Source organism: Nocardia sp. NPDC004582 (assembly GCF_053602115.1).
On the sequence record NZ_JBSGCY010000083.1, the window covers coordinates 1 to 22,118 of the forward strand.

A 22,118-nucleotide genomic window follows, 5' to 3' on the forward strand; every position below is an offset into this window, starting at 1 on the left:
ACCGGCTTCGGCGAGCGCGAGGGCGGTGGCGGCGCCGATGCCGCGGCCCGCGCCGGTCACGACGGCGACGCGGCCGTCCAGTCGGAAGGTGTCCAGGATCATCGCTAATTCAGTCCTTCGGAGGGTGACGACAGTCACTCGACACTGTTAAGCATTAGTTCTTAATCGTCAAGGAGAAGTTCTTTATCCCCAGGTGGGCGGCTACAGTGCACACTGTGGACAAGGAGGTCGGTGCTCGAATGGCAGTCACGGGGGCGCGCGAGCGCATCATCCTGGCGGCGGAACAGCTGATCGCCGAGCGTGGACCGGCGGTGCCGCTGCGCGATATCGCCGCGGCCGCCGAACAGCGCAACAATTCCGCGGTCCAGTACCACTTCGGCTCCCGCGACGGGCTCATCGAGGCGGTGGTCGAGCACCGGCTCGCCACCTTGGAGATCCGGCGGCTCGAATTGCTGGCCGAACAGGCCGGGACCGGCGTGACCAGCGTCCACGATCTGCTCGAAGCGCTGGTCATCCCCATGCTCGAGCTGGCCGACCGGCACGGTGTCCACCATTACGCGCGATTCCTCGAACAGATCCACACCCACCGAGCCGTCACCGACGCGGCGAATCTGGCCTCCGCCCAGCGCACCTCGGTGCGCGTGATCATGCAGCAGCTCGATCGGGAACTCGCCGACCTGCCGAAACGCCTGCGGCTGCGGCGGTTGCGCGCGCTGCCGACCGTGCTGTTCGCGCTACTGGCCGATCATGAACGCGCGGTCGAGGCGGGCAAGGTCGCCGCGGGGGATGTGGACGCCTGGGGAGAAATCGTGGACATGCTCGCGGGCGTGCTCACCGCCCCGGTAGTGGAACGCGCCCCGATCCGCTGAGGCCGCAACGCAATCGGGCGGCGTGATCGAGCAACGCAATCGGGTGCGAAGTTCGGTGTGACCTGGCAGGTGGGCGGTGGCCCGGCTACCGTTGATTCTCGTGGACACCACGGCAGCGGTACCGACGGCGGGAGCCGAACCAGGGCCTACGCGCCCGCGACGGCTCGGCGTCGGACTCCCGCTGCTGGGCGGTGCGGCCGTCGCCGGCGGCCTGGCGCTGCTGCACTTCCGGGACCCGCACGTGCAGGGGGCCTACGGGTTCTGCCCGTTCTACGAATTGACCGGGTACTGGTGTCCCGGCTGCGGCGGCCTGCGCGGCCTGCACAATCTGACCGATGGTCGGTTCCTGGACGCCATCCACAGCAATGTGCTGCTGCTGCCGTTGACGCTCGGCTTCCTCGCCTGGTGGGGCACCTGGCTGGTGCGCGCCTGGCGGGGCCGGTCGGCGCCGCCGCCGCTACCGCGGATCCTGCCCAGGTCGGCGCTGTGGATCGCGGTGGCCTTCCTCATCGTGTTCACCGTCGTGCGGAACACGCCGTGGGGTACCTGGATCGCGCCCGTCTGAGCGGAGGATGCTCTTCCTATGAGCCAATCGCTGAAGGAGCGGGTGCGAGACAAGCTGATCCGTCAGCTCGAGGAGGACGGACCGCCCGATCCGGAGATTCCGGACACCCGGCAGGTGTCGGTCCAGGACGACCTGGACCGACTCGAAGCGGTCGACGAGGACGACCCGCTGGTCGAGGAGCTCGCGGCCCGCTACCTGGTGCCCTGACCCGCTCCCGGCGATTCGGAATCCGCAGGGCTCTCAGAATCCACAGGGCGCGGCGCCGTCCGCCGAACCGCCGAAGGGCCGGGTCTCCGGGACCGGGTTCCAGTGGCCGTCGGTGCGGGCGTAATTCCAGGTCGGACCGTGCTCGACCAGGGTGGCGATCGCGTCGATGAGGCGGTCCACGTCGGCAGCGGTGGTGCCGAGTCCGATGCTGGCCCGCAGCGCCGCATCCACCCCGAGCCGCGAGAGCAGCGGATGGGCGCAGAACCGGCCGTCGCGCACCCCGATCCCGTGTTCGGCGGACAGATACGCGGCCACCTGGCCGGGCTCGAAACCGTCGACGGTGAAGGCGACGATGCCGACGGCGTCGGTGCTGTCGCGCCACACGCGCAGGAAGTTCACGCCCGGAACGGTTTTCAGCCCGTAGCGCAGCCGGTGGGTGAGGTACTGCTCGTGTTCGACGACGGTGGTCTCGTCCAGATCGGCGAGCGCGTCGCAGGCGGCGGCCAGCGCGGCCACCCCGAGCACGTTCGGGGAACCGGCCTCGTGGCGCTGCGGCGCGGGCGCCCATTCGACGCTGTCGGTGGCGACCGAGCGCACCGCGCCGCCGCCCGCCAGGTACGGCTCCGCGGTGTCGAGCCAGTCCCGGCGGCCGACCAGCACGCCCGCGCCGAACGGCGCGTACGCCTTGTGCCCGGAGAAGGCCAGGTAGTCGATGCCGGTGGTGCGCAGGTCGATCCGGCGGTGCGGGGCCAGCTGGGCGGCGTCGACCAGGATGCGGGTGCCGCACTGGTGCGCGATCCAGGCCAGCCGTTCCAGTGGCAGCAGTTCGCCGGTCACATTGGAGGCGCCGGTAACCGCCAGCAGCGCAGCGGGTTTCGAGCACAGTTCGGCGACCAGCCGCTGGATGGTCTCCTCGATGGTGTCGGCGACCGGCACCACCCGGCGGCCGTGCCGGGTCCAGGGCAGGAAGTTGGCGTGGTGTTCGACATCCAGCACCACGGTGTCGCCGGGCACGCAGGCGGCCAGCAGGTTCAGCGAGTCGGTGGTGTTGCGGGTGAACACCACCACCTGATCGTCGGCGGCGTTGAGGAAGCGGGCGACCGAGCCGCGCGCCGACTCGTAGCAGTCGGTGGAGACGCGGGAGGCGTACCCCGCCCCGCGATGCACGCTGGCGTAGAACGGCAGCAGCTCGGCGACCCGGTCGGTGACCTGCCGCAACGCGGGGGCGCTGGCGGCGTAGTCGAAGTTCGCGTAGCCGGTGGTCCCGCCCTGGACCAGCGGAACCCGGAGGTCACAGCCGGACACGGTGGCGAGGGGAGCACAGGTCTGGTCGGCGAAAGCGGTCATCACAAATCCCATCGGATTCAGGGGACACGCGATCGGAAGACAGGAATCGATCGTGAGTCCGCGCTTGCCGCGCCCGGTCGGGCGACGGCCCGGTCGTCACCCGGAGCACCCCGCCGCGGTGGAGGGTTGCCGACCAGCAAGCCGGGGCTTAGCGCTGGTACTCATGACCTGAAAGCGAGATTGGCAGACGCGTCACGGGCTTGTCAACCCTGCCCGCCTTCGCCTGTCGCGGTCCGCGCACGACATTCGGGGCGGCGGAGAAGCCGTGATCGACGGCACCGGCGGGGCGGAAAAATCATCCGAAAGTTGGAGTGGGTGGGCCGCAAAGTTCGAATCGCGAGATCGTTGCTGAGGCGTACGGTCGACTAGGAAGTTAGGGTAGCCAAAGTGGGGTGCCCCGGAGTTGACCACGAGGAGCCGACCATGTTGGACACGGACACCAGCGCCCCGTTCTCGACGCTCATTCGCACCGCGACCGAGCAGCAGCACAACGAGGCCGAGCACTCCACGTTCATGCGGGACCTGCTCACCGGGCAGCTCGGCGTCGAGGCCTTCCTCCGCTACACCGGCCAGCTCTGGTTCGTCTACGAGGCCCTCGAAAAGCATTCCGCCGCACTGGCTTCCGACCCCGTCGCGGGCCCGTTCGTGAAGCCGGAGCTGGCCCGCCTGGCCGCGCTCGAGACCGACCTGGCCCACCTCGGCGGCGCGAACTGGCGCGAGGAGCTGCGGCCGCTGCCCGCCACCGCCGCCTACGCCGCCCGCATCGAGGAGTGCGCGCAGGAATGGCCGGCCGGGTACGTCGTCCACCACTACACCCGCTACCTGGGTGATCTCTCCGGCGGCCAGGTCATCCGCGGCACCGCCGAGAAGTTGTGGGACCTGCCCAAGAAGGGCGACGGCGTGCGCTTCTACGTCTTCGACGAGATCACCAATCCGGCCGCGTTCAAGCGCGAGTACCGCGAGGCCCTGGACCAGCTTCCCCTGGAAGGTCCCGAGGTCGATCGCGTGCTCGACGAGGCGCGACTGGCGTTCACGATGAACACCGACCTGTTCCGTGAACTGGGTGCCGAGACCAGCGCGCGGAACTGAGAACTCGTCACCAGAGGCCGTCGCACCCCGTTCATCAGGCGGGGGCGGCGGTCTTCGCCGTTTCCGGGGGTGACCCGTTGGCCCTGCTCGTCGGGGGCAGGGTCAGCGATATCACCCTTGCGTCGCGTCGCCGCGATGGGTTGCCATGGAGGGCATGAGTTTTCCGCTGCTGCTGAGTTTCGCGGGGTTGTGCGTGCTGCTGGCGCTCACCCCGGGCCCCGATACCTTCCTGGTGCTGCGATTCTCGATGGCCGGACCGCGACCCGGGATCGCGGCGGCGGTGGGTTCGGCGTTCGGCGGGATCGTCTGGGCGACGGTGGTGGCGGCCGGGGTGGCGGCGCTGCTGGAACAGTCGGCGACGGCGTATCGGACGCTGAAGGTGATCGGCGGAATCTACCTGCTGTACTTGGGGATTCGGGCACTGATCGAGCATCGGCGGGCGCGGAACGCGGAGGCCGGGCCGGAGGCGGCGGTGGTGCGGGGCACGCCCGCGTCGATGCGCTCGGCGTTCGCTGCCGGATTGCTGTCGTGTGTCTTCAATCCGAAGGTGGGGTTGTTCTATCTCGCGGTGCTGCCGCAGTTCCTCACCGAGGTGACCTTCCTGAACACGCTCACCCTCGGCGCCATCGAATCCAGCATCGCGGCGATCGAGATGATCCTGCTCGCGGTGGCCGCCGCCCGCGCGGTCGCCTTGTTGCAGCGCCCGCGGATCCGGGCCCGGCTGGAACAGACGAGCGCGGCGATCCTGGCGGCGCTGGGTATCGGCACCGCGGCCTCGGCGGCCTGAGCGTCAGTCGGCGATCTCGGCGCGGTGATAGGCGCCGTTGTAGTACACCAGCGGGCCGGCCGCGGGCGAACTCTCGGTGTTGTCGTGCACCTGGGTCACCAGCCCGATGACCAGCGTGTGATCGCCGATCGGGATCAGCTGGTGCACGGTCGCGCGCACCCAGATCGGGGTGCCGTGCAGAACCGGCTCGCCGGAGCCGAGCGTGGCCCACAACGACCTGTCGGTGAAACGCTCCTCGGCGGACCGGCTGAACCGCTGTGCCAGATGCTTCTGATGCTCGCCCAGGAAGTGCACCACCAGCGATTCCGCGCCGAGCATGGCCTCGATGCTGGAGGAGGTCTCGGCGATATTGAACGAGATGAGCGGCGGCTGCGCCGACAGCGAGGCGAACGAGGTCGCGGTGAAACCGACCGGACCCTGCGCGGAGTTCAGCGTGACGATGGTGACGCCGGCCGGATAGTGCCGCATGGCGGCGCGGAACTGCTGCGCGGTGATGCCGCTCAGGTCGTCGGGCACGTGTAGCTCGGCGCCGGGCGTCGGAGAATCGGTCACGTCAAGAACCTACGTGGTCGCGGGCCCAGGTATTCCGGGCTGTCGGAAAACCCTCGTCGGCGGCGGTCAGTCCACGTCGATGGCCAGGCCCGCGGTGATCCGGACCAGCTCCCCGAAGGTCGTGCGGAACAGGGTGTTCGGATGCCCGCCCGCCGCCCACAGCTCCCGGTACTGGGCCAGCGCGTTGTCGACGAAGGTGGGCAGATTGGTGGGGTGCCCGAGCGGGGCGACGCCGCCGATGGGCTGCCCGGTCACCTCCCGGACCATGGCCGCGGGCGCCCGGCTGAGCGTGCCCTCCAGGCGTTGCCCGGTGCGCTCCAGATGCACCTGGTGGGCGCCGGAGACGAGCAGCAGCACCGGATCGTCGTCGAGCAGGAACACCAGGGATTTGGTGATGGCCCCGACGGTGACGCCGACCGCGTCGGCCGCATCGCGCGCGGTGGGGGTGGGCGTGGGCTGGGTGATGATCACCCCGTGATGGCCGCGCGCGATCAAGGTGTCGGAAACCTTCGACGCGACCGGTGGCAGGGACCTGCGCATGGCAACCAGGGTAGAGCGATTGCGGTGGATGTGCGGGGGATCAGTAGTCGGGGTAGCCCTCCTCGGGTCCCAGCATCGCGGTGAGGCGGGCGCGCACGATCGGGGCCAGCGCGTCGACGGTGCGCTCCGGAACCGACTGGTGCGCACAGGAATCGAAGACGCGTTCCAGATCGATCGCGGACATGGCGCGCAGTTCCGCCGCGGCGGCGGTCTGGAGGGCGGCATGGCCCGGGTAGGGGCGGCCGTCGGCGATCTTCTGTGCCCAGGTGACATTGCAGCAGCATTCGTACAGGGCATGAATCGCACGACGGCGGGGGAGGGCGTTGAAGCGGTCGAGGCCGATTCCGTGATGCATCAACATCGTGACCTCACACACAGGAGGAGCAGTTTGTGCGGACGCGATAATCGTCCGCCTCCGGGCGCCGCGAAAACGCTGGGACGCAGCAGATTTAGCACAGGGTTTACACCGGCCAACCTACTCGCCGGTAACCCCTATACGCTGGACCAATGACCGAATGGAAGGCTTTCGAAGTCGAAAGCAAGGACCACATCGCGACGGTGACGCTCACCGGTCCCGGCAAGGGCAATGCCATGGGCCCCGACTTCTGGCGTGAGCTGCCGCTCATCTTCCGTGAGCTCGACGCCGACCCCGACGTCCGGGCCATCGTGCTCACCGGCTCCGGCAAGCATTTCTCCTACGGACTGGACCTGCCGGCCATGAGCCCGCTGTTCGGGCCGCTGCTGGCCGACAAGGCGCTCGCCGGGCCGCGCACCGACTTCCTCAAGCACGTGCGCGACATGCAGGACTCGGTGACCGCGGTCGCCGACTGCGTCAAGCCCGTCGTCGCGGCCATCTCCGGCTGGTGCATCGGCGGCGGCCTGGACCTCATCGCCGCCGCCGACGTCCGCCTGGCCAGCGCGGACGCCAAGTTCAGCCTGCGCGAGGCCAAGGTGGCCATCGTCGCCGACATCGGCTCGCTGCACCGGCTGCCGGGCATCATCGGCGAGGGGCACGTGCGCGAGCTCGCCTACACCGGCAAGGACATCGACGCCGCCCGCGCCGAGAAGATCGGCCTGGTCAACGACGTGTACGCCGACCAGGAAGCCGTATTGGACGCCGCCTACGCCATGGCGCGGGAGATCGCGGCCAACCCGCCGCTGGTCGTGCAGGGCATCAAGGACGTGCTGGACCAGCCCAAGCGCGGCAAGATCGCCGACGGACTGCGCTACGTGTCCGCCTGGAACTCGGCGTTCCTGCCGTCGGAGGACCTGACCGAGGCCATCCAGGCCGTCTTCGAGAAGCGCGACCCGCGGTTCAAAGGGAAGTAACAACTCTCGGGCCCGTCCCGAAAAAGGGACCCCATGCCTCCGGTTCCCGGCCTATCGTCTTGGTCGGGGGCTGGAGGTTTTGGCATGGCGACATCCGAAGTGGGCGAAGCGACCGGCGCGGGCGGCTTCACGCATCGGGAGATATTGGTGATCCTCTCCGGGCTGCTGCTGGGCATTCTGCTCGCGGCGCTGGATCAGACCATCGTGTCCACCGCGATCCGCACCATCGCCGATGACCTGAACGGGTATTCGCTACAAGCCTGGGCGACCACCGCGTACCTGATCACCGCGACGCTGGCCACGCCGCTCTACGGCAAGCTCTCGGACATGTACGGGCGCAAGCCCTTCTACCTGGCCTCGATCACCATCTTCGTGACCGGCTCGCTGCTGTGCACGTTCGCGCAGTCCATGTACGAGCTGGCGGTGTTCCGGGCGCTGCAGGGGCTGGGCGCGGGCGGGCTGATGTCGCTGGCGCTGACCATCGTCGGCGATATCGTGAGCCCGCGCGAAAGGTCCAGGTACCAAGGGTATTTCCTGGCCGTGTTCGGCACCTCCAGTGTGATCGGGCCGGTGTTGGGCGGGCTGTTCGCGGGGCAGCACAGCATTCTGGGGATCGCGGGCTGGCGGTGGGTGTTCCTGGTGAACGTGCCCATCGGATTGTTCACGCTGGTCGTGGTGACCCGTGTGCTGCGGCTGCCGCCGCGCGAGAAATCCCGTGACCGCGTGGACTATTGGGGCGCGCTGGCATTGATCGTCGCCATGAGCCCGCTGTTGATCGTGGCCCAGCAGGGGCGCGAATGGGGGTGGAGCAGTGGGAGATCCGTGGCCTGCTACCTCATCGGCGCGCTCGGTGTCGCCGCGTTCGTGCTGATCGAGCGTGCCCTGGGCGACGCGGCGCTGATTCCGCTGCGCATCTTCGCCAATCGCACCTTCGCGCTCGGCGTGGTCATCTCGTTCGTGGTCGGCGCGGGCATGTTCGGCGGCATCCTGCTGCTACCGCAGTATTTGCAGGCCGACCGGGGCGCGAGCCCCATGCTGGGCGGCTTGCAGATGATTCCCATGGTGCTGGGGATGATGATCGGCTCGGTGTTGTCGGGCCAATTGATCTCGCGCACCGGGCATTACCGGATCTACACGCTGCTCGGCGCGGCCATGATCACCCTCGGACTTTTCCTGCTGCACTATCTGAAGGCCGACACCGCATTCTGGATCGTGGTGCTGTTCATGCTGTGCGTCGGATTCGGGCTCGGCAATCTCATGCAACCGCTCATCGTGGCGCTGCAGAATGCGTTGCCGCCCAAGGACATGGGTGTTTCCACGGCATCGGCGACATTCTTCCGGCAGATCGGCGGCACCCTCGGCGCGGCCGTATTCCTGTCCATTCTCTTCGACCGGCTGGGCCCCAATATTCGCGCTCGACTGGAGGCGTCCAGTACCGACCCGGCCTTCCAGAAAGCCGTGGTCGACGCCGCGCACGACGGAAATCCGGCGGATATGGCATTGGCGCGGGGATTCCTGAACCAGGACACCTCGGCGGCGCAAGGCGTGCTGAAGGACAGCTCGATCATTCAGAAGCTGAATCCCGTACTGGCGCATCCGTTCAAGGTCGGATTCGCGGAATCGCTGTCCACGGTGTTCCTGACGACCTCCGCGGTCGCGTTCGTCGCGCTCGTCCTGGTGATGTTCTGGAAGGAAGTCCCGCTCCGCACCACCGCCGGACTGGATTCCGTTCCCGAGTGAAAGCGAAGGGGCGGCACGGAATCCGTGCCGCCCCTCACTCGGCGTGACCTAGTGGCCGCCCTGCTCCTGCAAGCGGGCGTAGGCCTCGTCGACCAGCTTCTCGGCCTTCTCGCGGCCCTCCCAGCCCTCGACCTTGACCCACTTGCCGGGCTCCAGGTCCTTGTAGCGCTCGAAGAAGTGCGCGATCTCCTTGCGCTGGAACTCCGGGATGTCCTCGACATCCTGGATGTGGTCCCAGCGCTTGTCCTTGTTGGGGACCGCGACCAGCTTCTCGTCGGTGCCGGCCTCATCGCTCATGATGAGCACGCCGACCGGGCGGGCCTCGACCAGCACACCCGGGAACACGGGCTCGGGCAGCAGGACCATGCAGTCCAGCGGGTCGCCGTCGCCGCCCAGGGTGTTCTCGATGTAGCCGTAGTCGGCCGGGTACATCATCGGGGTGTACAGGTAGCGGTCCAGCCGCACGCGTCCGGTCTCGTGATCAACCTCGTACTTGTTGCGCTGACCCCGGGGGATCTCGATGGTGACGTCGAACTCCACGTCATCTCCTTCTTCGGTGGGCGGTAAGGCTGCCGACTCGCCAGCACGTTCGGGGGAACGACTGCGCAACGAGGATAGTGTGGACCGCGGTAGAGCCATCAGCCCCACCACAGGTATCAGGGAGACAGCGGCAGGTGTTTGGTCGGAACAAGCAGAACATCGGTGGTCTGGAGGCCAAGCGCCGGCGCAGAACCTGGATCGTGGTGTCATCGGTGCTGGTCGTCATGCTGGTGGCCGCCACGGCCGTGGTGCTGATCCTGAAGCCGTGGACCGAGGAGTTCCAGCACGGGGGGTTGACGATCGCCGACCCGCCCGCGCCGGTGAAACCGATCCCGCAGGTCGCGCCCGCCCCCGAGACCGCGCCCGCCGCGAGCACCGCCGGGCTGGCGGCCGCGCTCGCGCCCGTCGTCGGCAATCCGGACCTGGGCGCGTTCGCCGCCTCGGTCTCCGACGGCGACACCGGCAAGGTGCTGTGGACCATGGACCCCGACAAGGCCATGATCCCGTCCTCCACCGCCAAGATCCTCACCGTCGCGGCCGCCCTGCTGGCCCTGCCCGCCGATCACCGGGTCATCACCAAGGTGGTGACCGGCGCGGCCCCCGGCGAGATCGTGCTGGTCGGCGGCGGCGACCCCACCATCACCGCGCAGCCCGACGGCAAGGGCTACTACCCGGGCGCGCCGCACCTGCAGGACCTGGTCGCGCAGGTCAAGGCCACCGGACAGCGGGTGGACTCGATCACCGTCGACACCTCCGCCTACCCGGGACCGAACTTCGCGCCCGGCTGGGACGCCGCCGACATCGGGGGCGGCTCCATCGCGCCCATGGACGCGGTGATGATCGACGGCGGCCGCCTGGACCCGCTGGTCGAATACTCGCCCCGCACCGCCACTCCCGCCCTCGACGCGGGCCGCAAGCTGGCCGCCGAACTCGGCGTGGACGGCGCGAAAGTGAAGGCGGGCAGCGCTCCCGCGACCGCCACCCAGCTGGCCGAGGTGCAGTCCGCGCCGCTGCGGGACCGCCTGCTGCAGGCCATGGTGCACTCCGACAACGTGCTGGCCGAGGCCATCGGCCGCGAGGTCGCGGTGGCCGGCGGGCAGGAGGCCTCCTTCACCGGCGCGGTGACCGCCATGAACACCGTGCTGCAGGCCGCCGGCTTCGACCTCACCGGCCTGAGAATGGCCGACAACAGCGGGCTCTCGACCGACGACCGGATCCCGCCGCGCCTGCTCAACCGGGTGCTGACGGTGGCCGCGCTGCCCAACGGCGCTGCTCCGCAAGGCAATTCGACCGTCGACCCGGCCGCGGTCACCACCCCCGGCTCCCCGCTCGCGCCACTGCTGGACTTCCTGCCGGTCGCCGGCGGCACCGGCTCACTGGCCGGCCGCTACGTGGACCGCGATCGCGAGGGCGCGGGTTGGATCCGGGCCAAAACAGGAACTCTGTCGGTATCGAGTGCGTTGGTCGGTTATGTGCTGGACCGCGACGGACGCGTCCTGACGTTCGCGCTCATGTCGAACGATCGGCCGCCGGAGGTGAGTCGACCCGCGCTGGACGCCGTCGCCAACGCACTGCGCAACTGTGGCTGCTCCTGACGGGTGGATGAACATGACCGAATCCGACAACCCCGCCGCCCCCGCCCGCACCCGGACCCCGCTGGCCGGTTCGGTCGACTGGAACGTGGCCGCCCGCACCGGCGCCGCCCTGGTCCCGGCCGGGCCGCGCACCTCCCGGTACTCGGCCGAGCACGCGGTCGCCGAGCTCGCCGCCGCCTCGGTGCGCGCCGAAGCGCCGGTGCGTGAGGTCAGCGGACTCGACGACGGCTCGGTGGTGCCCGACGCGCTGATCGTGGACCGGCCGGGCTGGATCCGGGCCGCCGCCGACTCCATGGCCCAGTTGACCGGCAGCGGCATCGAACCCGGCGAGAAGGGCAAGCTGGTCGGCAAACCGGCCGGAATGCAGGCCGGGGCCATGCTGGCCTTCCTGTCCACCGCCATCCTCGGCCAGTACGACCCGTTCACCGGGCCGGACGGCACGCTGCTGCTGGTGGCGCCCAACATCATGGCGGTGGAACGCGCACTCGGCGTGCCGCCCAGCGACTTCCGGCTCTGGGTGTGCCTGCACGAGGTCACCCACCGGGTCCAATTCTCTTCCGCCCCATGGATCGCCGATTACATGCGCCGCAATGTCGAGACCCTGGGCGAGGCGGGCGACGAACCGCTCGCCGACATCCTGGCCCGGCTCGCCGACGCCGTGAAGGAACGCCGCCGCGGCGTCGAGGACCCGGCGGGCGGCGTCATCGGGCTGCTGCGCGCCACCCAGGCCGAACCCCAGCGGCTGGCCCTGGACCGACTACTCATGCTCGGCACCCTGCTCGAAGGCCACGCCGACCACGTCATGGACGCCGTCGGCCCGGCCGTGGTCCCCTCCGTCGCCCGCATTCGCGCCGCCTTCGATCAGCGCCGCAAGCGGCCCGCCAACCCGATCCAGCGGCTGCTGCGCGCCCTGCTCGGCATGGACGCCAAGGTCGCCCAGTACGTGCGCGGCAAGGCCTTCGTCGACGAGGTGGTCGACACCGTCGGCATGGCCCGCTTCAACACCATCTGGACCGAGCCCGAAACCCTGCCCCGCACCGACGAGATCGGCGACCCGCAACGCTGGGTCACCCGGGTCCTGGGCTGATCCACGGCCCTCGCCCCTCCGGAGCGCTTGCGCCCCGCCGGAATTCGGGACGTACCCGGCAGGAATCCTCGCCGCCCGCCCCCGCCCGAGCCCCGCGTGCGACGATCGGGTCGTGAACGATCGGCCCCGACTACCCGAGACACGCGCCGCGCTGGAGCTGCGCCGCGCCGTGCGGGAGTGGCTGGGCCGCTACGCCTCCGACGGCGTCGTCTGCGTGGCCCTCTCCGGCGGAGCGGACTCCCTGGCGCTGACCGCCGCCGCGTGCGCCGAGGCCGACGTCGTCGACGCGCTGATCGTGGACCACGGCCTGCAACAGGGATCGGCCGAAGTTGCCGCCCGCGCCGCGGCGGCGGCACGGCGGTTGGGCTGTCGCACCGCAGAGGTTCTCCGGGTCCACGTGGAGCGGGCCGATCAGCTTCCGCCCGCCGCTGCCGGCCCGAACTCGCACATCGAGGCCGAGCGGTACGTGCGGGCGCTGTCCGCACGTGCGAGCGCGGCGGAGGAGCAGGTGGACGGGCGCGCGATCGGAGACCCGAAGGCGCCTGTCCCGGCGGCGGAATCGCCCGCGGTGGGGGAGTCGGATCCCGGCCGCCGCTACCCGGGTGGGCCCGAGGCCGCGGCGCGGCGAGCCCGGTATCGCGCGCTGCGGGAAGCGTGCGGTGGGAAGCCCGTGCTGCTCGGGCATACGCTCGACGATCAGGCCGAGACGGTGTTGCTCGGGCTCGGGCGCGGGTCGGGCGGCAGGTCCATTCGGGGGATGGCGGAATTCGACGAGCCGTGGGGGCGGCCGTTGCTGGGGGTACGACGGGGCATGACCCGAGAATTGTGCGCGGACCTCGGCCTCGAACCCTGGGAGGATCCGCACAACAGCGCACCCGAGTACACCCGGGTGCGGCTGCGGACCGAGGTGCTGCCGCTGCTCGAGGAAGTGCTCGGGGGCGGGGTGGCCGAGGCGCTGGCGCGGACGGCGACGCAGCTGCGTGAGGACGGCGATGTGCTGGATGTGCTCGCCGGGGAGTTGCTGGTTCGCGCGCGCGACGGCGACGGGCTCGGAATCGAGACGCTCGCCACTGCCGAACCCGCGATCCGGCGCCGCGTCATTCGCGCGTGGCTGCTCGAGCGTGGCGCAAAATCATTGACGGACAGCAATTTACGGGCGGTGGAGGCGCTGGTCACGCGGTGGCGTGGGCAGGGCGGGGTCGCGGTGGGTGGTTCATCCAGCGGGACCAGGTTGGTTGCCGCGCGTGAACATGGCAGGCTCATACTCGGGTCCGAGTGAACCCGTTGTTTTGAAAGAGTCACAGTCGGGTCGACTGAAGGGAAACCAGCGGACGTGTACGGGGACGACATCGCGTCGGTGCTGATCAGCGAGGAAGAGATCGCCGCCAAGGTCGAGGAACTGGCCGAACTGGTCGCCAAGCGCTATCCCGCCGATGCCCCCGAGGGCGACCTGCTGCTGGTGGGCGTGCTCAAGGGCGCGATCTTCTTCATGACCGACCTGGCCAAGAAGCTCACCGTGCCGACGCAGATGGAGTTCATGGCCGTTTCGTCGTACGGCTCCTCCACCTCGTCCTCGGGCGTGGTGCGCATCATGAAGGACCTGGACAAGGACATCGCCGGGCGCAATGTGCTGATCGTCGAGGACATCATCGACTCGGGCCTGACGCTGTCGTGGCTGTTGCGCAACCTGTCCAGCCGCAATCCGGCCTCGCTCGAGGTGGTGACGCTGCTGCGCAAGCCCGACGCGCTGCGCACCCAGGTGGACGTGATGGCCGTCGGCTTCGACATCCCGAACGAGTTCGTGGTCGGCTACGGCCTCGACTACGCCGAGCGGTACCGCGATCTGCCGTACATCGGCACCCTGGATCCGAAGGTCTACGGCGGGTAGTAACCGCCGTCGCACCGGCTCGCCACGCCAGCCGCCTTCCACTGTGGAAGGCGGCTTTTTGCTGCATTGTGACGAAACTCACTCGATCGCCTGGTTTGGGGCGCGGGCCGGGGCGGAGCATTGTTGCTGAAGGTCAGCGCCCGGATCGCTTTCGGATCGCGGGCGGAACAAGATCGCGAATCAATGCTGGTCACGTGTCCGCACCGGTGCGTGTGGAAGAGTGCTGGCAAATGGCCAGGAATTCGCGAGTCCGGTTAACGGAATGTTGAACTGGCGTCATATGCTGTCCGTAACAAACCTGACGGCTGTTTTCTGATCCTGTTGCAAACTTTCGGGTCGGATACGGCTGGAAAATCAAGACCGATTCTGATAGCAAGGGGCTATGGACCCGCATTTGCGCGACCTGCGGTATTTCGTCGCCGTCGCTGAGGAACTGCATTTCACCAACGCGGCGCAACGGCTGCACATCGCTCAACCCACCCTGTCACGACAGATCCGGCAGCTGGAACGCCAGCTGGACGTCGTGCTGTTCGACCGCAACCAGCGCAGCGTGGCCCTGACCGTCGCCGGCAAGGAACTGCTCGAAGGCGCCCGGAAGATCCTCGAACTCTGGGAAGTCACCAATGTCGCCCTGCAGGAGGCCGGTGAGGTGCTGCGCGTCGGCATCCAGTCCTCCATCGGCCGCGGCCTGATCACCGACCTGGAGAGCGCCAGCGGCCACCGGCTCGCCCTGCACTCCGCGTCCTGGACCGACCCGTCCAGCGGACTGGCGGGCCGCCAGGCGGACCTGGCCCTCATGTGGCTGCCGGTGCCCGACACCAGCCGCTACCGCTGGCAGGTGCTGCGCACCGAGCCGCGGTGGGTGCTGCTGCCGGAGAACCACGCCCTGGCCGGCCAGGAGAGCATCGACTTCGCCGACCTGATCGATGAGCCCTTCGTCGCCATGCCCGCCGAAGCCGGTGCGGCCCGCGACTTCTGGCTCGGCGCCGACTCCCGCGGCGGCCGCCAGGCCAAGATCGGCGCCGAAGCCGCCACCGCCGAGGAACGCCTCGAGGCCGTCAGCCTCGGCCTGGGCGTCTGCCTGCTGGCCGAGAACAACGTCCCCATGTACCGCTGGCCGGGCCTGACCGCCCGCCCGGTGACCGGCCTGGCCCCGTGTGAACTCGCGGTCGCCTGGCGCGCCGACGACGACCGCCCGACCATCCTCGAGTTCGCGGCCCGCGTGCTCGACGGCGGCTTCGCCGAACAGGAACCGCTCGCGGCCGTCTAGGCCCGAGGAAAGGACCGTCCGGGTCGGGCGGCGGCAGTGGGTCGGAGGTTGCCGCGGTCCGTCCGGGCAGTGTGGGACCGGCACAACGGGGTGCGGGATCGACACGACGACAGCGCCGCGTCACTTCGGTGACGCGGCGCTGTCGTGTGTCCAGGGACGATCGGGAGGCGGCCGATCCGGTCGGGAAGCGGTGCCCGGCCTCGTCAGGAAACCGTGCGCTGCCAGGGGTGGGCCGCCTCGATCTGGGCGGCCAGCCGCAGGATGGTGGCCTCGCTGCCGGGCGGGCCCGCGATCTGCGCCGCCACCGGCGTACCGGAGCGCGGGTGCAGGCCCATCGGAACGGAGATGGCGGGCCAGCCGACCAGATTCCACAACGGCGTGAACGGCGAGAACTTCACGTTGGCAAGCACATTCGCCAGCCACGGCCGCGAATGCCAGCGGCGGGCGCGCGGCGCGGGGGTGGCCAGCGTGGGCGTGATCACCACGTCGTAGCGCTCGAAGTAGTCCAGCAGCCGCGACTCCACCCGGTCGACCTGCGAGGCCCGCAGCAGACCCGACTTCAGCACCGTCCGGCCCAGCGCCACATGGGTGCGGGTGCGGCGCTGCAGCCGATCCGGATGCGGCACGGTCGCGGCCTCGCGGGCGGCATTGGCCAGCCAGCGCAGCAGCAGCGCGAAAGTCACGCCCTGGTAAGGGAGTTCGGCCACGCCGATGATGTGCCCGGCCAGGGAGGCGGCCGCCGCGGCCTTGTCGGCGGCCGCAGTCCAGGCCAGATCGACGTGGGTGAGCGGCGTCGGGGCCCCGGTCGCCAGGCCGATGCGCAGGGTCTGCGGGGCGTCCAGATCGGCCAGGTCCGGGCGGTCCGCCAGCACCGACAGCATCAGCGCGGTATCGGCGACAGTCGTTGCGAGCACGCCGTTCTCGGTCATTCCGCCCCACGAGTCGAGCCCCACGCCGGCGGGCACCAGCCCGCGGCCCGGCTTCATGCCGACCACGCCGGAGCAGGCCGCCGGAATGCGCACCGAACCGAGTCCGTCGTTGCCGTGCGCGATCGGCACCATGCCGGAGCCGACCGCCGCGCCGGAACCGCCCGACGAGCCGCCCGCCGAGTACCGGGTGTTCCAGGGACTGCGGGTGATGCTGCCCGGACCGTCGGTGACGCCCCACAGCCCGAACTCGGGCATATGGGTGAGGCCGACGACCACCGCGCCCGCCGCCCGCAGCCGCCGCACCACGGCGTGATCGGCGGTGGCGGCCAGATCGGACCCGGACAGCGAGCCGCCCCGGGTCACCTCGCCCGCGACGTCGATGTTGTTCTTGACCGCGATCGGCACCCCCGCCAGCGGCAGCATGTCCAGATCGGCGCGTTCGGCGACGGCGCGGGCCTCGGCGCGGGCGGCCTCCTCACGAACCAGGCTGAAGGCGTTCAGCTTCCGGTCCCGCGCGCGAATCCGGGTCAGCGCGGCCTCGACGGCGTCCTCCGGGGACAGGATGCCGTTCTGGACCGCGGTGGCGATGGCGATCGCGGTGGCCGGATCCACCGGGGGCCGGTCGGACGGGGTGTCGGAATCGGGCGTGTCGGCTCCCCCGTCTCGCGCGTCTCGTGCCACCGTTTCCTCCTCGGCGGCGCCGGCCGTGGCGATGTCCGCCGCTAATGCCGTGCCCTCGTCGTACATGCTGGTCTTCCCCCGTCGCCTCGTGTCGAAATCGGGTGATCCGCTCGTGGCCCGCAAGTTATCATTCCGGCTATTGGTCGGGGATGATGGTGTCGGGTGTGGCGGGTTCTTTGTCCGAAGATCAGAATCCACGACATCCCCGGATCGACAGTACGGATCGACGGCATCCGTGCCGAGCCAGATGGGTGCGGACATGGCTTCTGGTTCCGACCACCGTTCCGGCGCGTATTCGGCCGGAACCGAATCGAGTGCGGTCGTCGCCTTCGCGGCGGCCTGGGACTCCGCTGCGGTCCCACCCCGGATCGCCGACTATCTGCCCGACGCCAGCACGCTGCGCCGGAGCGCGCTGCTGGAGCTGATCCGCGTCGACATGCGCCACCGCTGGCTGCGCCGCACGATGGGGGCGCCGGCCACCCCGCCCAAACGGCTGCGCGACTACAGCGCCGAATTCCCCGAGCTCGAGGTGGCCGACCTGCCGGCGGGGCTGGTGTACGAGGAGTTCGTCATCCGCCGCCACAGCGGCGAGCGCGTGGATCCGCGCGATTGCCTGCGTGAGTACCCGCATCAGGCGGGGGAGCTGCGGCAGCTGCTCAATGCCGACGACGAGGACCAGAGCACCCGCCGCGCCGGCCCGTACGAGTCCACCCGCGGCGATTTCGAGCTGGACGCGTCCACCCGCGGCGCCTGGCTCGACGAATCCACCCGGCTCCCGCTGGAGGCCACCACCCGTACGGGTGAGCCGATGGAGGGCGACACCACCCGGGTGCCCGACGCGAGCGAGCTGACCCAGTACGAGGATCCCTCGCAGCTGATCGGCGACCCGGCCGATCCCACCCGGGTCACCGGCGGGGTCGCCACCACGCCCGATACCGGCGCGCTGCTCGACCGCATCGAGATCGGCCAGCGCATCGATGATTTCGACCTGCTGACCAGTCTCGGCTCCGGGGCGTTCGCCCGCGTCTTCCTGGCCCGGCAGCGCTCCCTGCAACGCCTGGTCGCGGTGAAGATCTCCGCCGACCACGGCACCGAACCCCAGACCCTGGCCCAGCTCGACCACGACTACATCGTGCGCGTCTTCGATCAGCGTCTGCTCTCGGACGTGCGCACCGAATCCGGGCGGCGGCTGCGGCTGCTGTACATGCAGTTCCTGCCCGGCGGCACCCTGCTCGGCGTGCTGCGCTGGGTGCGCGCCACCCCACCCGCCGAACGCAGCGGGCAACTGCTGCTCGACGCGGTCGACGCCGCCATGGAGGAGAAGGGCGAGATCCGGCCCACCGACTCCAGCGTGCGCGCCGAACTGGCCGCGCTGAGCTGGCCGGAAACCGTTGCGTGGCTGGGTCGCAGGCTGGCCGAGGCGCTGGACTACGCCGACTCGCACGGGGTGCTGCACCGCGACGTGAAACCCGCGAATGTGCTGCTCACCGCCGAGGCCGTACCGAAACTGGCCGACTTCAATATCAGTTTCAGCCGCAATCTGGACAGTTCCAGCCCGGTCTCGTACTTCGGTGGTTCGCTGTCCTACATGTCCCCGGAGCAGCTGGAAGCCTGCCATCCGGCGGCCGCCACCAGCGCCGCCGACCTGGACACCCGCGCCGACATCTTCTCCCTCGGGGTGGTGCTGTGGGAGCTGCTCACCGGGGCCAAACCCTTCGACGACACCACCGCCGGTCCCGGCGACCACGGCGACCGCACCACCCTCGAGGCCATGCTCGCCCGCCGTCGCGGCGGCGTGGACGCGGTGGCCCTGGACCGGGTGCCGCCCGACTGCCCGGCCGCGCTGCGCCGGGTCCTGCTCACCTGTCTCGCCCCGTCGCGCGAACAGCGCTGGAGCAGCGGCGCCGTGCTCGCCTCCCAGCTCGACCTGTGCCTGGACGAACGCGCCCGCGACCTGGTCGACCCGCCCCCGCACAGTTGGCGGAAGCGGTTGCGGCCGTGGCTGATGCCCCTGGTCATCCTGGCCGTGGCGATCCCGAACACCCTCGCCTCGCTGTACAACATCGCGCACAACCGGGCCTTCATCATCAGCCACCTGTCCGAGTCCGCCATGCACACCTTCGTGCTCACCACCACCTCGGTGAACCTGGTGTTCTTCCCGCTCGGCACCGCCATCATCGCCTACCTGTGCCGCTCGGTGATCGTGGTGCCGCGCGGCCTGCGCAAGGGCCGCGAATACGACGCCGAGACGCTGCGCAGAGCCCGGGCGGACGTGCTGCTGGCCGGGGAACGCATCTCCCTGGTGGTGTTCTCGCTGTGGGTGATCGCGGGCTTCACCTTCCCGATGGTGCTGCGGATGACCGCCACCGACCTGCCGGTGCGCGGGATCGTGCACTTCCTGGTGTCGCTGGTGGTGTGCGGGGCGATCGCGGTGGCGTACCCGTTCTTCCTGGTCGCCTTCTACCTGGTCCGCTGCATCTATCCGATGTTCCTGCGGCACGGGGACATCAGCGGCGAGGACGCGGTGTGGCTGCACCGGCTGGGACGACGCTGCACCACCTATCTGGCGGTGGCGGCGTCGGTGCCGCTGCTCGCGGTCGCGGGCGTGACCTTCCTGCCGCCGGAGGACATTCCCAAGGTGATCGTGGCGGTGCGCGTGCTCAGCGTCGGCGGGATCGCCGCGTTCGTCCTGATCTATGTCATCTTCCGGGCCCTCGAAGCGGACCTGGCAGCGCTGGAACGCGTGGTCGCCCCGGCCCGTTCGGTGCACGAGACCGTCAAGGTCGCCGAATCCGGCGCCGGCGACGACACGGGTGCCGAGCCGTGAGTGAGCTGTCGGCCCAAGCTCTCGCCCGCTTCACCGCCGACTGGGAATCGACCCTGCGCGGCGACCGCCACTCGCCCCCGCCCCTGGCCGGATACCTGCCCGACGGGCGCGCGGTCCGGCTCGAGGTCCTCACCGACCTGGTCCGCGTGGACATGCGGCAGCGGTGGCGGCGCGCCGGCCTGGAGAAGCGGATCGCGGAGTACCGCGACGAATTTCCGGAGGTGGCGGCCAGCCCGGCGTTCGCCGACCTGGTGTGCGACGAGTACCTGGCCCGCAGCCGCTTCCGCCCCCTCGACGTGGACAGCTTCACCGCCGAATATCCGGAGGTCGCCACCGAGATCCGCCGCCGCTTCGCCGGCGAGACCCCACCGCCCCCGCCGCCGGTGCTGCCCGAGGGCATCGAAACCGGCCGCCGCCTGGACGATTTCGACCTGCTCACCGATCTCGGCGGCGCCGACTACAGCCGCATGTTCCTGGCCCGGCAGCGATCCATGCAGCGACTGGTCGCGGTCCGGGTGGAGGCGGGCGCGGACAGCGACACCGACACCGTCGCCCAGCTCGACCACCAGTACATCGTGCGTGTCTTCGACCAGCGGCTGATCGCCGACGGCAGCACCGGGAAACCCTTGCGGCTGCTGTACATGCAGTACGTGCCCGGCGGCACCGCCGAAGGCGTGCTGACCCAGCTGCGCAGCGAAGCCCGGGCGGCGGGCAACGGCGGCAAACCCGGCAGCCGCATGATCCACCGTGCCGCCCCGACCGCGAACGGGCGGCCCGACGGAGGACTACTGCTGCGCGCCATCGACTCCGCCATGGAGGCCAAGGGCGAGAGCCGTCCGTCCGGATCGCCGGTGCGGACCGATATCGCCGCCCTGAGCTGGCCCGAAACCGTCGCCTGGGTGGGGCGGCGGCTGGCCGAGGCGCTCGAGTACGGGGAACGGCAAGGGGTGCTGCACCACGACATCCGGCCCGCGAATGTGCTGTTCACGGCCGAAGGGGTGCCGAAACTTGCGGATTTCGCTCTGGGGCCGATGTATTGGAGCACCGGATTCATCGGGGCGCGTGGCGCGAGCGCGAACGGTGCCGGGGCGCTGCGGTATCGGTCGCCGGAAGCGCTACTGGCCCTGCTGGATTCGGCCGCGCCGTCGCCCGGGCCCGCCAGCGACATCTATTCGCTCGGCGTGGTGCTGTGGGAAATGCTCACCGGCGCACTGCCGTTCGACGATCCAGAGGTTGGGACCGATGCGGAGGCCGAGGCCGATGCGGTGCGGGCGATGCTGGCCCGCCGCATGGCCGGGGTGCCCGCGGCGGCGCTGGCGGCCTTGCCCGCCGACACCCCCGCCACCCTGCGGCGCGTGCTGCTGGAATGCCTGCGCCCCGATGCCGCTCGGCGCTGGCAGAGCGGCGGGCAGCTGGCCGGGCAGCTGGACCTGTGCCTGGACCCCGACGCCCGGGATCTGATCGATCCGCCCGCGCACAGTCTGTGGGCGCGCCTGCGGAGCTGGCCGGTGCCGATCGCGGTGCTGTGTGTGGGCCTGCCGAACGCCCTGGCCAGCTGGTACAACATCCGGATCAACAAGAGCCTCATCGTGGACGAGCTCTCGGCGTCGGATCAGGCCCGGTTCGAGCAGGTGGCGCTGATCAATAATCTGGCCGCCTTCCCGGTGGCCGCGCTGCTGTTGTTGTGGCTGGCGCGGCGGCCGTTGACGGTCTCGTTCCGGCTGGGCCGCGGCCACGAGTACACCCCCGACCAGCTGGCCCGCGCCCGCGCCGACACGCTGCTGCTCGGGGAGCGGGTGGTGTGGGTGCCGTTCGCCTTGTGGCTGATCGCCGGTATCGCGTGGCCGCTGGCGCTGGCGGGTGCGGGAGCGCGCCTGCCGCACATGGCTTTCGTGCATTTCTTCACGGCGCAGGTGGTGTGCGCGACCATCGCGCTGGCCTATCCGTTCTTCCTGATCATGGTGTACGCGGTGCGGTCGTTGTATCCGCAGCTGCTGGCGCGCGGTTCGGTGGGGCACGAGGATCGGCGGCAGCTGGCGGCGCTGGCGCGGCGCAGTAACTTCTATCTGGCCGCGGCGGCGTCGGTGCCGCTGCTGGGGGTGGCGTCGGTGACCTTCGTGTCGACCGCGGATCTTGGGCTGGTGATCGTGCCGCTGCGGATTCTCAGCGTGGGCGGGGTGCTGGCGTTCGTGGTGATCTATCGGTTGTCGCGCATGCTGGAAGCCGATCTGGGAGCGCTGGTTCGCGCCATTCCCGAAGGCGGGCACTGATTCCCC

The 22,118-nt window shown here is 69.9% G+C and carries 20 protein-coding genes, 1 pseudogene and 1 riboswitch; of the genes and pseudogenes, 14 read left to right on the top strand and 7 right to left on the bottom strand.

The features are described 5' to 3' along the window. A pseudogene (locus ACWELJ_RS21890) lies at positions 1-102 on the bottom strand (short-chain dehydrogenase); the annotation flags it as partial. A gap of 137 nt (positions 103-239) precedes the next feature. Here ACWELJ_RS21890 and ACWELJ_RS21895 point away from each other — a divergent pair. The 3 genes from ACWELJ_RS21895 (at position 240) to ACWELJ_RS21905 (ending at position 1,641) form a co-directional block, all read left to right on the top strand. Next, the gene (locus ACWELJ_RS21895) at positions 240-869 is read left to right on the top strand and encodes a TetR family transcriptional regulator (RefSeq protein ID WP_452367983.1); all 630 of its coding nucleotides are present in this window, start codon (positions 240-242) and stop codon (positions 867-869) included. A 100-nt stretch (positions 870-969) separates the two neighbouring features. Continuing rightward, a complete protein-coding gene (locus ACWELJ_RS21900; protein ID WP_452367984.1) occupies positions 970-1,434 on the top strand; it encodes a DUF2752 domain-containing protein in 465 nt (154 codons plus the stop codon). An 18-nt stretch (positions 1,435-1,452) separates the two neighbouring features. Next, positions 1,453-1,641 (top strand): hypothetical protein, encoded by a 189-nt coding sequence (locus tag ACWELJ_RS21905; RefSeq protein WP_452367985.1) that lies wholly within the window; start codon positions 1,453-1,455, stop codon positions 1,639-1,641. A 33-nt stretch (positions 1,642-1,674) separates the two neighbouring features. On the opposite strand, the gene ACWELJ_RS21910 is transcribed toward ACWELJ_RS21905, so the two are convergent. Further along, positions 1,675-2,988, bottom strand: a complete 1,314-nt coding sequence (locus ACWELJ_RS21910) for an aminotransferase class V-fold PLP-dependent enzyme (RefSeq protein ID WP_452367986.1) — start codon at positions 2,986-2,988, stop codon at positions 1,675-1,677. A gap of 55 nt (positions 2,989-3,043) precedes the next feature. Further along, positions 3,044-3,157: riboswitch (SAM riboswitch) on the bottom strand. A gap of 254 nt (positions 3,158-3,411) precedes the next feature. On the opposite strand from ACWELJ_RS21910, the gene ACWELJ_RS21915 reads away from it, so the two are divergent. Further along, positions 3,412-4,077, top strand: a complete 666-nt coding sequence (locus ACWELJ_RS21915) for a biliverdin-producing heme oxygenase (protein ID WP_452367987.1) — start codon at positions 3,412-3,414, stop codon at positions 4,075-4,077. A gap of 154 nt (positions 4,078-4,231) precedes the next feature. Beyond that, the gene (locus ACWELJ_RS21920; RefSeq protein WP_452367988.1) at positions 4,232-4,864 is read left to right on the top strand and encodes a LysE family translocator; all 633 of its coding nucleotides are present in this window, start codon (positions 4,232-4,234) and stop codon (positions 4,862-4,864) included. A gap of 3 nt (positions 4,865-4,867) precedes the next feature. Here the strand turns inward: ACWELJ_RS21920 and ACWELJ_RS21925 are convergent, their stop codons facing one another. From ACWELJ_RS21925 to ACWELJ_RS21935, 3 genes are all read right to left on the bottom strand, one after another. Then, on the bottom strand, positions 4,868-5,332 hold the full coding sequence (locus ACWELJ_RS21925) for a flavin reductase family protein (RefSeq protein WP_452368006.1): 465 nt from the start codon (positions 5,330-5,332) through the stop codon (positions 4,868-4,870). A 150-nt stretch (positions 5,333-5,482) separates the two neighbouring features. Beyond that, positions 5,483-5,956 carry a YbaK/EbsC family protein gene (locus ACWELJ_RS21930; protein ID WP_452367989.1) on the bottom strand — a complete coding sequence of 158 codons (474 nt, stop codon included), beginning with the start codon at positions 5,954-5,956 and terminating at the stop codon, positions 5,483-5,485. Positions 5,957-5,996: 40 nt separating this feature from the next. Further along, complete coding sequence (locus tag ACWELJ_RS21935; protein ID WP_452367990.1) at positions 5,997-6,317, bottom strand: 2-oxo-4-hydroxy-4-carboxy-5-ureidoimidazoline decarboxylase; 321 nt, start codon at positions 6,315-6,317, stop codon at positions 5,997-5,999. A 146-nt stretch (positions 6,318-6,463) separates the two neighbouring features. Between ACWELJ_RS21935 and ACWELJ_RS21940 the strand changes: the two genes are divergently transcribed. Next, a complete protein-coding gene (locus ACWELJ_RS21940; protein ID WP_452367991.1) occupies positions 6,464-7,285 on the top strand; it encodes a crotonase/enoyl-CoA hydratase family protein in 822 nt (273 codons plus the stop codon). Positions 7,286-7,369: 84 nt separating this feature from the next. Next, a complete protein-coding gene (locus tag ACWELJ_RS21945; RefSeq protein ID WP_452367992.1) occupies positions 7,370-9,025 on the top strand; it encodes an MDR family MFS transporter in 1,656 nt (551 codons plus the stop codon). Between the two features lie 48 nt (positions 9,026-9,073). Here ACWELJ_RS21945 and ppa read toward each other — a convergent pair whose 3' ends face one another. Continuing rightward, complete coding sequence (gene ppa / locus ACWELJ_RS21950) at positions 9,074-9,565, bottom strand: inorganic diphosphatase (RefSeq protein ID WP_357190166.1); 492 nt, start codon at positions 9,563-9,565, stop codon at positions 9,074-9,076. 134 nt (positions 9,566-9,699) lie between these two features. Here ppa and dacB point away from each other — a divergent pair, with 134 nt between their 5' ends. The 5 genes from dacB to ACWELJ_RS21975 all read left to right on the top strand — a co-directional run bounded on the left by dacB (position 9,700) and on the right by ACWELJ_RS21975 (position 15,405). Continuing rightward, positions 9,700-11,160, top strand: coding sequence for a D-alanyl-D-alanine carboxypeptidase/D-alanyl-D-alanine endopeptidase (gene dacB, locus ACWELJ_RS21955; protein ID WP_452367993.1), 1,461 nt, complete (start codon positions 9,700-9,702; stop codon positions 11,158-11,160). 13 nt (positions 11,161-11,173) lie between these two features. Further along, a complete protein-coding gene (locus tag ACWELJ_RS21960; protein ID WP_452367994.1) occupies positions 11,174-12,247 on the top strand; it encodes a zinc-dependent metalloprotease in 1,074 nt (357 codons plus the stop codon). Between the two features lie 112 nt (positions 12,248-12,359). Then, complete coding sequence (locus ACWELJ_RS21965) at positions 12,360-13,526, top strand: ATP-binding protein (protein ID WP_452367995.1); 1,167 nt, start codon at positions 12,360-12,362, stop codon at positions 13,524-13,526. Positions 13,527-13,580: 54 nt separating this feature from the next. Continuing rightward, positions 13,581-14,135, top strand: coding sequence for a hypoxanthine phosphoribosyltransferase (hpt, locus tag ACWELJ_RS21970; RefSeq protein WP_452367996.1), 555 nt, complete (start codon positions 13,581-13,583; stop codon positions 14,133-14,135). Between the two features lie 382 nt (positions 14,136-14,517). Next, the gene (locus ACWELJ_RS21975; protein ID WP_357275660.1) at positions 14,518-15,405 is read left to right on the top strand and encodes a LysR family transcriptional regulator; all 888 of its coding nucleotides are present in this window, start codon (positions 14,518-14,520) and stop codon (positions 15,403-15,405) included. A gap of 203 nt (positions 15,406-15,608) precedes the next feature. On the opposite strand, the gene ACWELJ_RS21980 is transcribed toward ACWELJ_RS21975, so the two are convergent. After that, positions 15,609-17,015 carry an amidase gene (locus ACWELJ_RS21980; RefSeq protein ID WP_452367997.1) on the bottom strand — a complete coding sequence of 469 codons (1,407 nt, stop codon included), beginning with the start codon at positions 17,013-17,015 and terminating at the stop codon, positions 15,609-15,611. A gap of 259 nt (positions 17,016-17,274) precedes the next feature. Between ACWELJ_RS21980 and ACWELJ_RS21985 the strand changes: the two genes are divergently transcribed. Together ACWELJ_RS21985 and ACWELJ_RS21990 are read left to right on the top strand one after the other, a co-directional pair. Next, positions 17,275-19,842 carry a serine/threonine-protein kinase gene (locus ACWELJ_RS21985; protein WP_452367998.1) on the top strand — a complete coding sequence of 856 codons (2,568 nt, stop codon included), beginning with the start codon at positions 17,275-17,277 and terminating at the stop codon, positions 19,840-19,842. Then, positions 19,839-22,112, top strand: a complete 2,274-nt coding sequence (locus ACWELJ_RS21990; RefSeq protein WP_452367999.1) for a serine/threonine-protein kinase — start codon at positions 19,839-19,841, stop codon at positions 22,110-22,112. The genes ACWELJ_RS21985 and ACWELJ_RS21990 overlap by 4 nt, the downstream gene beginning before the upstream one ends. Positions 22,113-22,118 lie beyond the last annotated feature (6 nt).

Excerpts from the sequence above, each read along its gene's own strand:
- ACWELJ_RS21895 (WP_452367983.1), top strand. The coding sequence starts at position 240 with ATGGCAGTCACGGGGGCGCGCGAGCGCATCATCCTGGCGGCGGAACAG.
- ACWELJ_RS21905 (WP_452367985.1), top strand. The coding sequence starts at position 1,453 with ATGAGCCAATCGCTGAAGGAGCGGGTGCGAGACAAGCTGATCCGTCAG.
- ACWELJ_RS21910 (WP_452367986.1), bottom strand. The coding sequence starts at position 2,988 with ATGACCGCTTTCGCCGACCAGACCTGTGCTCCCCTCGCCACCGTGTCC.
- ACWELJ_RS21915 (WP_452367987.1), top strand. The coding sequence starts at position 3,412 with ATGTTGGACACGGACACCAGCGCCCCGTTCTCGACGCTCATTCGCACC.
- ACWELJ_RS21920 (WP_452367988.1), top strand. The coding sequence starts at position 4,232 with ATGAGTTTTCCGCTGCTGCTGAGTTTCGCGGGGTTGTGCGTGCTGCTG.
- ACWELJ_RS21925 (WP_452368006.1), bottom strand. The coding sequence starts at position 5,332 with ATGCGGCACTATCCGGCCGGCGTCACCATCGTCACGCTGAACTCCGCG.
- ACWELJ_RS21930 (WP_452367989.1), bottom strand. The coding sequence starts at position 5,956 with ATGCGCAGGTCCCTGCCACCGGTCGCGTCGAAGGTTTCCGACACCTTG.
- ACWELJ_RS21935 (WP_452367990.1), bottom strand. The coding sequence starts at position 6,317 with ATGTTGATGCATCACGGAATCGGCCTCGACCGCTTCAACGCCCTCCCC.
- ACWELJ_RS21940 (WP_452367991.1), top strand. The coding sequence starts at position 6,464 with ATGACCGAATGGAAGGCTTTCGAAGTCGAAAGCAAGGACCACATCGCG.
- ACWELJ_RS21945 (WP_452367992.1), top strand. The coding sequence starts at position 7,370 with ATGGCGACATCCGAAGTGGGCGAAGCGACCGGCGCGGGCGGCTTCACG.
- ACWELJ_RS21960 (WP_452367994.1), top strand. The coding sequence starts at position 11,174 with ATGACCGAATCCGACAACCCCGCCGCCCCCGCCCGCACCCGGACCCCG.
- ACWELJ_RS21975 (WP_357275660.1), top strand. The coding sequence starts at position 14,518 with ATGGACCCGCATTTGCGCGACCTGCGGTATTTCGTCGCCGTCGCTGAG.
- ACWELJ_RS21985 (WP_452367998.1), top strand. The coding sequence starts at position 17,275 with ATGGCTTCTGGTTCCGACCACCGTTCCGGCGCGTATTCGGCCGGAACC.